The 12,921-nt window shown below is 72.6% G+C and carries 14 protein-coding genes, 3 tRNA genes and 1 pseudogene; 9 read left to right on the forward strand and 9 right to left on the reverse strand.

The window, feature by feature from the left end; genetic code table 11:
* Together H5J29_RS06615 and H5J29_RS06620 are read left to right on the forward strand one after the other, a co-directional pair.
* Window positions 1-636, forward strand: a pseudogene (locus H5J29_RS06615) (aldo/keto reductase); the annotation flags it as partial.
* Between the two features lie 80 nt (window positions 637-716).
* Window positions 717-962 carry a DUF5703 family protein gene (locus H5J29_RS06620; RefSeq protein WP_312858092.1) on the forward strand — a complete coding sequence of 82 codons (246 nt, stop codon included), beginning with the start codon at window positions 717-719 and terminating at the stop codon, window positions 960-962.
* Between the two features lie 66 nt (window positions 963-1,028).
* Here the strand turns inward: H5J29_RS06620 and H5J29_RS06625 are convergent, their stop codons facing one another.
* The 4 genes from H5J29_RS06625 to H5J29_RS06640 form a co-directional block, all read right to left on the reverse strand.
* Window positions 1,029-2,396: an MFS transporter gene (locus H5J29_RS06625; RefSeq protein WP_181780024.1), complete on the reverse strand. Its 1,368-nt coding sequence runs from the start codon at window positions 2,394-2,396 to the stop codon at window positions 1,029-1,031.
* A gap of 47 nt (window positions 2,397-2,443) precedes the next feature.
* Window positions 2,444-2,884: a GlcG/HbpS family heme-binding protein gene (locus H5J29_RS06630; protein ID WP_181780025.1), complete on the reverse strand. Its 441-nt coding sequence runs from the start codon at window positions 2,882-2,884 to the stop codon at window positions 2,444-2,446.
* Window positions 2,885-2,916: 32 nt separating this feature from the next.
* Window positions 2,917-3,780, reverse strand: a complete 864-nt coding sequence (locus tag H5J29_RS06635; RefSeq protein ID WP_181780026.1) for an NAD(P)-dependent oxidoreductase — start codon at window positions 3,778-3,780, stop codon at window positions 2,917-2,919.
* 105 nt (window positions 3,781-3,885) lie between these two features.
* Entirely contained in the window at window positions 3,886-4,698 is an 813-nt protein-coding gene (locus H5J29_RS06640; protein ID WP_181780027.1) for an IclR family transcriptional regulator, read from the reverse strand.
* 70 nt (window positions 4,699-4,768) lie between these two features.
* On the opposite strand from H5J29_RS06640, the gene H5J29_RS06645 reads away from it, so the two are divergent.
* Genes H5J29_RS06645 through H5J29_RS06660 form a run of 4 tightly spaced genes read left to right on the forward strand, consistent with a single transcriptional unit; the run spans window position 4,769 to window position 10,094 of the window.
* A complete protein-coding gene (locus H5J29_RS06645) occupies window positions 4,769-6,640 on the forward strand; it encodes a thiamine pyrophosphate-dependent enzyme (protein WP_181780028.1) in 1,872 nt (623 codons plus the stop codon).
* 1 nt (window position 6,641) lies between these two features.
* Entirely contained in the window at window positions 6,642-8,093 is a 1,452-nt protein-coding gene (locus H5J29_RS06650; protein ID WP_181780029.1) for an NAD-dependent succinate-semialdehyde dehydrogenase, read from the forward strand.
* Window positions 8,090-9,775 (forward strand): dihydroxy-acid dehydratase, encoded by a 1,686-nt coding sequence (locus H5J29_RS06655; protein ID WP_181780030.1) that lies wholly within the window; start codon window positions 8,090-8,092, stop codon window positions 9,773-9,775. The genes H5J29_RS06650 and H5J29_RS06655 overlap by 4 nt, the downstream gene beginning before the upstream one ends.
* Window positions 9,776-9,785: 10 nt before the next feature.
* The gene (locus H5J29_RS06660; protein ID WP_181780031.1) at window positions 9,786-10,094 is read left to right on the forward strand and encodes an IolE/MocC family protein; all 309 of its coding nucleotides are present in this window, start codon (window positions 9,786-9,788) and stop codon (window positions 10,092-10,094) included.
* On the opposite strand, the gene H5J29_RS06665 is transcribed toward H5J29_RS06660, so the two are convergent.
* The 5 genes from H5J29_RS06665 to H5J29_RS06685 form a co-directional block, all read right to left on the reverse strand.
* Window positions 9,989-10,660: an alpha/beta fold hydrolase gene (locus H5J29_RS06665; protein ID WP_181780032.1), complete on the reverse strand. Its 672-nt coding sequence runs from the start codon at window positions 10,658-10,660 to the stop codon at window positions 9,989-9,991. The two genes, H5J29_RS06660 and H5J29_RS06665, sit on opposite strands and share 106 nt — an antisense overlap.
* A gap of 246 nt (window positions 10,661-10,906) precedes the next feature.
* A tRNA-Phe gene (locus H5J29_RS06670) sits at window positions 10,907-10,980 on the reverse strand.
* A 29-nt stretch (window positions 10,981-11,009) separates the two neighbouring features.
* A tRNA-Asp gene (locus H5J29_RS06675) sits at window positions 11,010-11,083 on the reverse strand.
* A gap of 19 nt (window positions 11,084-11,102) precedes the next feature.
* A tRNA-Glu gene (locus H5J29_RS06680) sits at window positions 11,103-11,175 on the reverse strand.
* Window positions 11,176-11,365: 190 nt separating this feature from the next.
* Window positions 11,366-11,590, reverse strand: coding sequence for a hypothetical protein (locus tag H5J29_RS06685; RefSeq protein ID WP_181780033.1), 225 nt, complete (start codon window positions 11,588-11,590; stop codon window positions 11,366-11,368).
* 310 nt (window positions 11,591-11,900) lie between these two features.
* On the opposite strand from H5J29_RS06685, the gene H5J29_RS06690 reads away from it, so the two are divergent.
* Genes H5J29_RS06690 through H5J29_RS06700 form a run of 3 tightly spaced genes read left to right on the forward strand, consistent with a single transcriptional unit; the run spans window position 11,901 to window position 12,739 of the window.
* A complete protein-coding gene (locus H5J29_RS06690; protein WP_181780034.1) occupies window positions 11,901-12,182 on the forward strand; it encodes a metal-sensitive transcriptional regulator in 282 nt (93 codons plus the stop codon).
* A gap of 38 nt (window positions 12,183-12,220) precedes the next feature.
* Window positions 12,221-12,439, forward strand: a complete 219-nt coding sequence (locus H5J29_RS06695; RefSeq protein ID WP_181780035.1) for a heavy-metal-associated domain-containing protein — start codon at window positions 12,221-12,223, stop codon at window positions 12,437-12,439.
* A 9-nt stretch (window positions 12,440-12,448) separates the two neighbouring features.
* Complete coding sequence (locus tag H5J29_RS06700) at window positions 12,449-12,739, forward strand: hypothetical protein (RefSeq protein WP_181780036.1); 291 nt, start codon at window positions 12,449-12,451, stop codon at window positions 12,737-12,739.
* Window positions 12,740-12,921 lie beyond the last annotated feature (182 nt).

Raw genomic sequence — 12,921 nt, forward strand, 5'->3', positions numbered from 1 at the left:
GCCACCCTGCGCAGGCTGCACACGGACCATCTCGACCTCTGGCAGCTCCCCGGCTGGGACGCCCACGTGCCCGTCGAGGAGACGCTGTCCGCCGTCCAGGTCGCGGTGCTGTCGGGCCGGGTCCGGTACGCGGGCCTGGTCGCACCCACGGGCTGGCAGCTCGCCACGGTCGCCGAACGGGCCCGCGGCCTCGGCAACCTGACCGTGCCGGTCTCGGCACAGGCCGAGTACTCCCTGCTCCACCGCACCGCCGAGCGCTAGCTGCTGCCCGCCGCGCGCCACCACGGCCTCGGCCTGCTGGCCTGGGCGCCGCTGGGGCGCGGGGTGCTGACCGGCAAGTACACCGACGGCACCCCCTCGGACTCGCGCGGGAGCTCCCCCACCCTCGCCCCGTACGTCGAGGCCCGGCGGAACGACCGCAGCGCCCGGATCGTGCAGTCGGTGCTGACCGCCGCCGACGGCCTCGGGACCTCGCCGTTGTCGGTCGCCCTGGCGTGGGTGCGGGACCGGCCCGGGGTGGCCGCCGCGGTCGTCGGCGCACGGGACGCCGCCCAGCTCACCGCCTCGCTGGCCACCGAGACGGTCATGCTCCCGCCCGAGATCCGCGCGGCGCTGGACGACGTGAGCGGGTTCTAGCGGCCCGCCGCGAGCACTCGTATGGTGGCTGTCGTAACCCCCGGTTCACCGGGGCGCACGCGAACGGCGGGAGGTGACCGGTGACGGCCGGTTCGGTGGAGGCAGTCGATCCCGACGGGAATATCACGGTGGAGGGGGACTGGGAGTACCGCCCCCTCAAGATCGACGGGGACGTCCCCCGCCTCACGGCGGCGGTGCGCCTCGCGATCCAGGCCGAGTACGGCGGCTGGGAGCTCTCGAGGGTCCGCCTGTACCCCGGCGGCGTCCGCAAGGTGTGGCTGCGCAGGCGCCGCACGAACCGAATGCTCCCGGAGCTGTCCTACTAGCCGAGATGAACGTCAGTGCTGTTCGATCATGGTCGGAACAGCACTGACGTTCATCTCGGCGGGGGATCAGCGGCCGAAGGCGTCCTTCTCGTCCACCAGGTCGCGGCCCCGGGTCTCCGGTGCGGAGAGCGTGGTCAGCAGCGAGATCAGCGCGGTCAGCGACATGACCACCGCGATCGGCCACCAGGAGCCCACCGCCCAGGCGATCAGGGCCGAGCAGACCAGCGGGGCGAACCCGCCCGCGACCATGGAGGACAGCTCGCGGGCGAGCGTGACGCCGGCGAGCCGGTTCCGGGAGCCGAACAGCTCCGCCAGGTACGCGGCGTGGGCACCGTTGCCGCCCGCGACCGCGATCGCGAAGCCCAGCGCAACCCCGACGTACACCCCGAACGTCGTCCCCGTCCCGATCAGCAGGAAGGCGATCGGCGGGTAGACCAGCAGGAACGCGGCGACGCCGAGCATCACCGGGCGCCTGCCGACCCTGTCCGACAGGGTGCCCAGCCCGAAGGCCGCGACGGCCGTCGCCAGCGCACCGACCACCACGACGTTCGAGGCGACGACACCGTCGACGTCCTGCCAGGTGGCGAGGTAGGCGGACATGAAGGCCAGGAACACGTAGCCGTTGAACATCGTGCCGCTGGTCATGCCGAGGACGGTGAGGAAGGGCCGCTTGCCCTCCCGCATGAGCTCCCGCATCGGGGCACGGGCGGTGGTGGCCTCCGCGTCGTTGCGCTTGACCTCCTCGAAGACCGGCGACTCCCGCATCCGACGGCGGATGACGTACGCGGTGATCGTCACGAACACGCTGGTGAAGAACACGATGCGCCAGCCCCAGGAGAGCAGCGCGTCCGGGGACAACAGCGCCTGCGCGATCGTCCACGCACCGCCGCCGAGCACGATGCCGAGCCCGGAGCCGACCGCGACCACCGAGGCGTACCGCCCGCGGGACTCCCGCGGCGCGCTCTCCGTGAGCAGGGTGATCGCGCCGGTCTGCTCGGCGCCCGCGCCGAAACCCTGCAGCAGCCTGCAGAGCACCAGCAGCAGCGGCGCGACGATGCCCGCCGCGGCGTAGGTGGGCAGCAGCCCGATGGCGAAGGTGGCCGCGCCCATCAGGAACAGGGTCGTGACCAGGATCCACTTGCGACCGAGCTTCTCCCCGAAGTGGGAGAAGAAGAGCCCACCCAGCGGGCGGGCGAGGAAGCCGACGCCGTAGGCGCCGAACGAGGCGATGAGCCCGACGGCGGGCGAGGCCTCGGGGAAGAACACCTTGTTGAAGATCAGGGCCGACGCGGTGCCGAACAGCACCATGTCGTACTGCTCGAGCACCGTGCCGATCAGGCTCGCCCAGACGGCGCGCCGCATCGGCTTGCGCTCCGCGGGCGGGCGGGCGGCCGGAGCCCCCGCCTCGGCCGCCCTGGCGGTGACGTTGTCCATGGTTCCTCCGTGCAGCTTCGAGCGGGGGATGAGCAGAGTTCTGGGGGTTACTCCGGGCCGCGGGCGCCGACGGCGTCCAACGCGACGGTGCCGATCTCGGTGTCGCCGGTCCAGTGACCGCCGCTCACGCCGATCGCGCCGATGACCGCGCCCTCGTGGACGATCGGCTGGCCGCCGCCGAAGACGATCATCCGCTCGACGCCGACCGCGGCGCCGACCTTCAGCTGCTCGTCGGTGGTGACGATCTCGAACCACTTGTGCGTGGCGATCCTCGTCGTCGCGGCGGTGTAGGCCTTGTCGAGGGCGATCTTCACACTCGACGGGTTCGCGTCGTCCATGCGGGCGAAGGCGACGAGGAAGCCGGACTCGTCGCAGACCGCGATCGAGACCTGCTTGCCGAGCGACTCGGCGTGCTTGCGGGCGACGTCGACCATCTGCTGGGCGCAGTCGACGGCGATGGCGAACTTGGGCACGGCGATGGGCGCCATGGGAGAGCTCCTGACTGGTGGGGTGGGAGGGGTCAGTCCTGGGCGGGCTCGTCGATGCCGAGCCGCTCCTTCCAGGTGTCGGCGAGCACCTGGCTGGACACCGCGGTGACGGGGAGCTGCAGGCCCAGCTCGCGACCGAGCGCGACGCCGTTGAACAGGTCCTTGTCGAAGAGCCGGTAGAGGTCCTCGGTGCCGGCCAGCCGGTGCTCGCGCTGCAGCCGGTCGTAGTTGCCCCAGGTCTGCGCGACCCAGGAGTCGGCGGTGGTGTCGGTGGCGAAGTCGGCGAGCACCTTCTCGTCGATGCCCAACGCGCGGGCCAGCCGCATCGCCTCCATCGCGGCGATCCAGTTGCCGAAGGTCATCATCTGGATGGCGACCTTGGTGGCGGCGCCCGAGCCGGACTCTCCCATGTGCTGGGCCCGGCGGCCGACGGCGGCGAAGTACTCCGTGCAGCGCTCGACGTCCTCGGCGCGGCCGCCGACCATCAGCGCCAGGTCGCCCTCGCGTGCCCGCAGGTCACCGCCGCTGACCTGGGCGTCGACCACGTTCACCCCGCGCTCGTCGGCCGCGGCCGCGACCTCGTGGATCGTCGCGGGGAGCACCGTCGAGTGCACGATGAAGGTGGTGCCGGGCTTGGCCTGGTCGAGCAGGCCGTCCTCGCCGAGCATCAGTGCGCGCAGCTGGCGGTCGTCGACGACCGCGATCCCGATCAGGTCGGTGGCGTCCAGCAGCTCGGCGTTGGAGGCCGCGAAGCGGGCGCCCGCGGCGACGCACTCGGCGGCCGCCTCCTCCCGCAGGTCCCGGACGACGAGGCCCAGCCCGGCGCGCAGCAGCGACAGGCCCATCGGGGTGCCGATGTTCCCGAGACCGACGAGTCCGACCGTGCGTGCAGACATGGAACTCCCTTGTTGTGCATGTAACAACGGCGGTGTGAGCGGCACCGAGACTGACCGACGAGGGGGCGTGTTGTCAATGCCGAACCGGTGTTGTCGAGCTGAGAGTCAGCCGGTGAGCGTGGCCGGGATGGCGTAGGAGTCGTAGCGCTCGACCGGCCCACCCAGCCCGCGCGTGGTCTCCCGCGCCGCCCAGAGCACGGCGGACGCGATGCGGACCACCTCGCTGACGCCCATCCGGTGCTCCGGGCCGGAGATCCCCAGGCAGCCGTACACCCGGCCGTCGATCGCGAAGACGGGGGCGGCCACGCACCGCACGTCGGGGGTGAGCTCCTCGTCGTCGATCGCGTAGCCGCGCTCCCGGACCAGCGCGAGGTCCTCGCGCAGCTGCTCGAGCGTGGCGTAGGTGCGCCGGGTGTGCGGCTCGAAGGGCTCCTGCACCCACTCCCCGAGCTGGTCCTCGGGGAGCTGGGCCAAGACGGCCTTGCCGGTCGCCGTGCAGTGCAGCGGGGCCCGCGCCCCGATGTCGGTGTTCACGCTGACCCGCATCGCCGCGCGGCGTTGCAGCACGTAGACCACCTCGCGACCAGCGACCTGGGCGGCATGGATGGACTCGTGGATCGTCGCGACGAGCTCGTTGCAGACCGGGGTGGCCGCGGTGACCAGGTCGAGGTTGCGCAGCACGCTGCCGGACAGCGCGACCAGCCGCGGGGTGACCTCGTAGCGCCTGCTGTGCTCGTCCTTGCGGACGTACCCGCGCGAGGTGAGGACCCCCAGCAACCGGTGCAGGTTCCCCTTGTCCGCGCCGAGCTCGACCGCGATCTCGCTGACCCCGAGGGGCCGCTGGGTGCGGGCCAGCAGCTCGATCACGTCGAGGCCGGACTCCAACGTGCCGGACCGGGTCCGTTCGGGCGTCGCCATGTCCGGATCCTACCGTCGATCATCGCCACTCTCGTAGTCATATGTACAAAGTTGTTGTAGCGTGCTCGCCATGGCTGAGGACAGGTTGTCGAGAGCGGCGGCGGTCGCCGCCGCCGGCGGGGTCGCGGAGGCCCTGCGGGAGGGGGCGCTGCCACCCCGGGTGGAGGTCTCCCTCGCCGAGGCGGTGGTACTGGGACTGGTGGCTCAGGGCGTGCGGCGCTGGGTCGGGATCTTCGGGCACGGGTCCACCGAGATCGGTGAGGTCCTGCGCGTGTACGAGGAGGCGGGGGTGGTGCGCACGCACGCCGTGCGCAACGAGGTCGAGGCCGCGCACGTCGGCACCGCTCTGCGCTGGGTCACCGGCGAGAAGGCCGCGGTGTTCACCTCGATCGGCCCGGGCGCTCTGCAGGCGTTGGCGGGCAGCCTCGCGGCGGCCAGCGACGGGGTCGGCGTGTGGCACGTCTACGCGGACGAGACCACCGAGGCCGAGGGCCCGAACATGCAGCAGATCCCGGGCGGCCCGCAGGAGAGCTTCCTGCGGATCGCCTCGGCGATGGGCCCCGCCTACACCCTGCACACCCCGTGGGCGCTGCCCGAGGCGCTGCGCCGCGGCCTCGACACCGTCGACCACCCGCACGCCGCGCGGCCCTTCTACCTGCTGGTCCCGATCAACACCCAGCCCCAGCTCATGGCCCTGAACCCGGCCGCCCTGCCGTCCGAGCCGCCCCCGCCCCTCGGGCCCGCCGCAGACGGTGGCCGGTATGCGCGTGCCGCGCGGACACTCCTCGACGCCGAGCGCGTCGTGGTCAAGGTCGGCGGCGGGGCGCGGGCCTGCGGCGCGGAGCTCGACGAGCTGCTCGCCCTGGTCGACGGCGTCGCCGTCCCGACCCCCATCGCGTCCGGCACGCTGCCCTACGCCCACCCGCGCGTGATGGGCGTCGGCGGGTCGAAGGGGTCGATCTCGGGCAACTTCGCGATGGAGGAGGCCGACGCCCTGCTCGCCGTCGGGACCCGACCGGTGTGCCAGGCGGACATGTCCCGCACCGGCTACCCCAAGGTCACCGCGGTGGTGAACGTCAACGCGGACACCGCGACCGCCACGCACTACGCGAACACGCTCGCACTGGTCGGGGACGCCAGGGCCACGCTGCAGAGGCTGGTCGCGGAGGTGCGGGCCCTCGGGGCCGAGCCGCGCCCGCTCACCTCCGGCTGGGCTCGGGCGTGCGTGGCGAAGCAGAACGAGTGGAACGACTTCAAGCGCCGCCGCTACGACTCCCCCACCCTGGCCGACCCCGTGTGGGGCCGCGAGGTGCTCACCCAGCCCGCCGCGGTCGAGCTGGTCACCCGCTGGGCCCGCCACCACGACGCCGTCTGCTTCTTCGACGCGGGGGACGTGCAGGCCAACGGCTTCCAGGTCACCGAGGACGACCGCCCCGGCCGCACCGTGACCGAGACCGGCGCCAGCTACATGGGCTTCGCCGCGTCCGCGCTGGTGGCCACGGGGATCGCCGAGCAGTCGTTCTTCGGGGTCGCCCTGACCGGGGACGGCTCGTTCACGATGAACCCTCAGGTGCTGATCGACGGCGTGCAGCACGGTGCCCGTGGCGTGATCGTGCTGTTCGACAACCGCAGGCAGGGCGCGATCTCCTCCCTGCAGCGCGCCCAGTACGGCCACGACTACGCCACGAACGACGACGTCGAGGTGGACTACCGAGCGCTCGCCGCGGCGGTGCCCGGGGTCCTCGCGCTGCACGGCGGGCACTCGCTCGCCGAGCTGGAGACCGCGCTGGACAAGGCCCGCGCCCACGACGGGCTCTCCCTCGTCCACGTCCCCGTCTACTTCGGCGACCACGAGCTGGGCGGCATCGGCTCGTTCGGCCGGTGGAACGTCGGCAACTGGGTCGCCGACACGCAGGACCTGCGACACGGACTGGAGCTCTGACATGACCTTCCCGAACCCCGTGCCCACCGGGCTCTACCTGGACGGCGGGTGGCGGGCGGCAGCCGACGGGGCCTCCCTCGTCGTCACCGACCCCGCGACCGAGGAACGCGTCGCCGAGGTCGCTGCGGCCTCGGAGACCGACGTCGACGCGGCGGTCGAGTCGGCGCGCGCCGGCTTCGCCGCGTGGCGCCGCACCGACCCGTGGACGCGCAGCGGCGTGCTGCGCCGCACCGCGGAGCTGCTGCGCGCGTGGGCCGCCGAGGCCGCCGCGGTGATGACCGCGGAGCAGGGCAAGCCGCTGGCCGAGGCGACGGCCGAGTTCCTCGCCACCGCCGACCAGTTCGACTGGTACGCCGACGAGGCCCGCCGGGTCTACGGCCGCACGGTCGACGGACACAGCACCAGCCAGCGGATCACCGTGCGCCGCGAGCCCGTCGGCGTCGTCGCGGCGTTCTCCGCGTGGAACTTCCCCGCCCTGCTGCCGTCGCGCAAGATCGCCCCAGCGCTCGCTGTGGGCTGCTCGATCATCGTCACGGCTGCCGAGGAGGCGCCGCTGTCCACCCAGGTCGTGGCGGCAGCCCTGCACCGGGCCGGGCTGCCCGCGGGTGTGCTCAGCGTGCTGGTCGGGGACTCCGCCGCCATCAGCGCACGGCTGCTCGCCTCCCCGGTCGTCCGCAAGCTGAGCCTGACGGGCTCGGTCCCGGTCGGCCGGATCCTGCTGCACACCGCGGCGGACCGGATCCTGAAGACCTCCATGGAGCTGGGCGGGCACGCGCCCGTGCTGGTCTTCCCGGACGTCGACGTGTCCGCGGTCGCCGAGCTGTGCGCCAAGGCCAAGTTCCGCAACACCGGCCAGGTCTGTGCCTCGCCGAGCCGGTTCGTGGTGCACGAGTCGATCCACGCCGAGTTCGTCGACGCGTTCGTGGCGGCCACCTCGAAGCTGGAGGTGGGCCCCGGGTCGGACCCGAACACCTCGGTCGGGCCGTTGTCGAACGCCCGCCGGGTCGCCGCCGCCGAACACCTCGTGGCCGACGCCGTGTCCCGCGGCGCCCGGGTCGCAGCGGGCGGGGGCCGAGACGACCGGTTCACCAAGGGCCACTTCTTCCGCCCGACGGTCCTCACCGACGTGCCCGCCGACGCCGCCGTGCTCCACGAGGAGCCGTTCGCCCCCGTCGCGCCGGTGCTGACCTTCGCCGACCTGGACGAGGCGCTGGCCGTCGCCAACGGCACCGAGCTCGGCCTCGCGAGCTACGTCTTCACCGGGGACCTGCGCACCGCGTTCCTGGCGAGCGAGGGCATCGAGGCCGGGATGGTCGGCGTCAACACCCTCGCGCTGGCCACCGCCGAGGCCCCTTTCGGCGGGGTCAAGCAGTCCGGTTTCGGCCGGGAGGGCGGCGCCGAGGGCGTCGAGGACTACACGACGGTCAAGTACGTGAACATGGAGCTCGCATGACCCACCAGCCTCAGGGTGTCGACGGTCGGCTGACCCAGTACGGGGACGCCGGGTTCTCGAGGTTCCTCCGCCGGGCGTTCCTCGCCTCGGCGGGCTGGGACGACGAGGACCTGACCCGCCCCGTCGTCGGGATCGTGAACATCGCCTCGGACTTCACCACCTGCCACCGCGACATGCCGCAGCTGGTGGAGCACGTGAAGCGCGGTGTGCTGGAGGCGGGCGGGATCCCGTTCGTCTTCCCCGCGATGTCGTTGGGCGAGATCCTCACCAACCCCACCACCATGCTCTTCCGCAACCTGATGGCGATGGAGCTGGAGGAGCAGCTCAAGTCCCAGCCGATGGACGCCGTCGTGCTCCTCGGCGGGTGCGACAAGACCCTCCCCGCCGAGCTGATGGCCGCCGCGTCCGCCGACGTCCCGGCGATCGCGCTGGTCGTCGGCCCGATGTCGGTGGGCAACTGGCGCGGCGAGCGACTCGGTGCCTGCACCGACTGTCGTCGCATGTGGACGGAGCACCGCGGCGGCACCCTCGACGGCGAGGAGATCGCCGAGGTCCGCGAGGAGCTCTGCCCCACCGCCGGGACCTGCATGGTGATGGGCACCGCGTCCACCATGGCCTGCATCGCCGAGGCGATGGGGATCATGCTGCCCTACGCGGGGTCCGCCCCGGCCGTCTCCGCACAGCGGCTGCGGCTCGCCACCGCGACCGGGCGGCAGGCCGTGGAGCTCGCGAACTCGGGCCGCAAGCCGTCCGACGTGCTCACCCCGGCCTCCTTCCGCAACGGCCTGCGCGTGCTCGCCGCGGTGTCCGGCTCCACGAACGCGGTGCTGCACCTGGTCGCCATCGCCCGCAGGCTCGGCATCCACCTCGACGCCGACGACGTCCACGACATCTGCGCCCAGGTGCCCGTGATCGCCGACTGCAAGCCTGCGGGCTCCGGCTACCTCCCGGACCTGCACCGCGACGGCGGCGTCCCGGCCCTGCTCAAGGAGCTGGAGCCGCTGCTCGAGCTCGACGCCCTCACGGTCACCGGCCAGAAGCTCGGCGAGCTCGTGGCCGGGTACTCGGCCCCCGCGGAGAACCAGACCACGATCCGCCGCCTCGACGCGCCGCTCAAGCCGCCCGGCGCGCTCGTCACCATCCGCGGGTCACTCGCGCCGAACGGGGCGATCGTGAAGGCGGCCGCCGCCACCCCGGAGCTGATGGTCCACGAGGGGCCCGCGTACGTCTTCGACTCGCTCGACCAGCTGGCCGCGGAGCTGGACGACGAGTCCCTGGGCCTCACCCCCGACCACGTCCTGGTCATGCGCAACATCGGGCCGATCGCGGCGGGCATGCCGGAGGCGGGCTCGATCCCGATCCCCGCCTACCTCGCGCGACGGGGCATCCGGGACATGGTCCGCATCTCCGACGGCCGGATGAGCGGCACCGCGTACGGGACGGTCGTGCTGCACGTCGCCCCCGAGGCCGCGGCAGGCGGACCACTGGCGCTCGTCCGCAACGGCGACCGGATCCGGCTGGACGTGCCCGCCCGGACCGTCGACCTGCTCGTCGACGACGCGGAGCTGGAGCGCAGGCGCGCCGAGCTGACCCCGTTCCCGGTGCCGGAGCGCGGCTGGCGCCGGCTCTACGCCACGACCGTCACCCAGGCCGACGGCGGCGTCGACCTCGACTTCCTCTGAGAGGACCGCGATGAAGATCTCCTTCCACACCGGCCTGCTCGACGACCTGGGTGTCGACGAGGCGGTCCGCACGATCCTCGACGCCGGGTACGACGAGGTCGAGCTCAACGCCGAGACCCTGCCCTGGTCCCGTCGCCACGTCTCTCCCAGCACCTCGGCCGAGCAGCGGCGCAGGCTCGCCGCGACCGGGGCGGTGTGCTCGGTCTGCGCCCACTACGAGGGGCTGAGCAGCAGGGACCCGCAGCTGCGGCGGATGGCCGTGGAGGTCGCGATCTCGCGCTGGACGGTCGCCCGCGCGTGCCCCTCGTCGAAGGGGTAGCCGGGCGAGGCGATCTTCCGGGACAGCGCGACCCCGGCCGCGACGTGCCCTTCCTCGGTGTCCGGGGCGTCGAGCCGCGAGGCCCACACCACGAACCCGAGCCGGACGTGGCGCAGCTGGGCGAGGCCGCGGGCGTCGCTGGGCATCGAGCCGGACACCGTGATGCTGCGGACCCGCCCGGGGTGGCGCAGGGCGATCCGCTGGGTCAGCAGGCCGCCCAACGAGTGGCCGAAGAGGTGGGCGGACTCCCAGCCGAGGGTGTCGAGCACGGCGACGGCGTCGTCCGTCATGTCCTCCGCGGTGTAGGCGACGGGCCGCTTCCGGAACAGCCCGACGAAGGGGTGCACGACGGGTTGGTCCTCGAAGTGCGTGGACTCCCCCGCGTCCCGCTGGTCGTAGGAGACGACGTGGAAACCGGCCTCCACCAGCGCCGACACGAACCCGGCAGGCCACCAGAAGCGGGAGGCGCCGAGACCCATGACGAGCAGCAGCGGCTCCCCGCCCTGCCCGCCCAGCTCCTCGTAGGCGATCCGGACCTCACCGTTGTGCGCGTACTCCGTGCCCACCACACCCTCCTTCGCGATCGATGTTCGCGAATTCAGGGTAACAGTACGCGAACGCCATTCGCAAAGACCGCTCTCCCAGGATCGGCGAAGCCGACCCGTCGAAGCCGTAGACGGCGCCGATGGGTCACACCCGACGATCGGTGGAGGTCGCAGGCAGAAGAAACCGGGGACATCAGCGGTGAAGTGCTGCCGTCGGCCGAGAAGACCGGGACGGGGCCGAGCGGAGAGTCCGCCGGCGAGAGGGTGTGGCCAGGGGCGGGGTCGAACCGCCGACCTTCCGCTTTTCAGGCGGACGCTCGTACCAACTGAGCTACCTGGCCCTGGCTCCGCGAGGAACCGGACGGTGGAGCGACCCAGACGGGACTCGAACCCGCGACCTTCGCCGTGACAGGGCGACGCGCTAACCAACTGCGCCACTGGGCCTTGCTCTGAACTACTACCGTACCCCCAACGGGATTCGAACCCGCGCTGCCGCCTTGAAAGGGCGGAGTCCTAGGCCGCTAGACGATGGGGGCTCGGATCACCCGGAGGCGGTCCTCGACCTCCAACGGCTGTCCGTTGGGAGCGAGGAAAGCATAGGACACGGGCCTGCGCCCACCCAAATCGGCCCTCCCTAACGCCATCGTGGCTGGTCAGGCGCCATATGGGCGCTCCAGACCGGCACCACGGGCCGGTCAGCGGCCTTGTATGACGTGGAGCACACCGTCAGCGACTCACCGGCGGAGGCAGGTCCGGGTTGCTGGAGACCAGGCCGAGCATGTCCAGCAGCAGGCGGAGATCGTCCGAGCTCTCGGAGTTGTCGGCGACGACCTTGCGGGCGCGGTGCACCTCGTCGTCGGACACTCGGTAGGCGTCGGCGGCGCTGCGCGGGCCCGGGATCGACCCCTCGCCCCCGTTCACGACACTGCCCTTGATGCTGTCGATGCTCAACGACGTCTCCCTCGGTCGTGACCCCTGGTGCCCGCGGGGGCGCGCGCAGGGCACGGCGAGACGCACGACCGCCGGTCCCCCGACCGGCGTCGCGAATGCGACCGTTGCTCACTCCCTGCGGCCACCCCCGTGGCCGTGGCCGGAACGTTACCTACCCGAGACCCCCCGCGCATGCCCCTTCCCGGGTGAGGACTGCGACGTTGCGTCACGACGCGCGCACCGTCCGAACACCCGGGCCGCCCGACCGGACGTACCCCCACGGGGTATGGTTGGGCTCGGAGCGACACGACGACCGGACCGGGAGGCCGCGATGCACGGATACTCCGACAACCGCGAGGCCCATCTGCGCCGGTTGCGCCGGGTCGAGGGCCAGATCCGCGGCCTTCAGCGGATGGTGGACGACGACGTGTACTGCATCGACGTCCTGACCCAGGTGTCCGCCGCGACCCGCGCGCTGCAGTCGTTCGCTCTCGAGCTGCTCGAGGAGCACATGGCCGGCTGCGTCGTCGACGCCGCCCGCCAGTCCCCCGAGGAGGGCGCGGCGAAGGTCAAGGAAGCCGCCGACGCCATCGCCCGGCTCGTGAAGTCCTGATCGCTCCCCAGCGAGCACACACCCCGAGAGGCAGAACGATGAGCGTCGAGACCCCGTTCCGCACTACCGTGACCGTGGTCGGCATGACCTGCGGGCACTGCACCAGCTCGGTCCAGGAGGAGGTCGGCGAGCTGGCGGGCGTCCGCGCGGTCGATGTCGACCTGGCCAGCGGCGCGGTCACCATCACCGCGGACCGCGCGCTGGGCCGCCCCGAGATCGAGTCCGCCGTCGTCGAGGCCGGGTACACGCTGGCCTAGTCTCGGCCCATGGCCCGACGCGCAGCGAAGCACGGTGCACCCCGGCGGGCCGCGCCCGAACCCGAGCTCGCGCAGCACGATCCCGAGCTCGACTCCTACCTCGCCGCCCTCGCCCCGGATCCCGGGGCGACGGGCAGCCTCGGCCAGACCATCGCGGTGCGGCTGCCCGGGGTGCACGCCGAGGAGCTGCGGCGGATCGCCGGGGAACGCGGGCTGTCCGCGGCCGGGCTCGCCGCCACGTGGCTCGTCGAGCGGATCTCCGCCGAGGAGCCGCCGACCGGTCCGCTGCGGATCGTCTGAGCCGGGCCGGTCCGCGGGGCCGTTCGATCCCTGCCCGTCGACCGCCCTGCCCGTCGACCGCCCTGCCCGTCGACCGCCCTGTCGACCAGACGCCCCGACGACCAGGCGGACATCGCGGCGGCTCGTCAGCGCGGCGCCGACACCAGGACCCGCGCCGCGTCGTCGGTGAGACAGGGGCTCCC

It is taken from the genome of Pseudonocardia pini (assembly GCF_013870575.1).
Taxonomy (GTDB): Bacteria; Actinomycetota; Actinomycetes; order Mycobacteriales; family Pseudonocardiaceae; genus Pseudonocardia; species Pseudonocardia pini.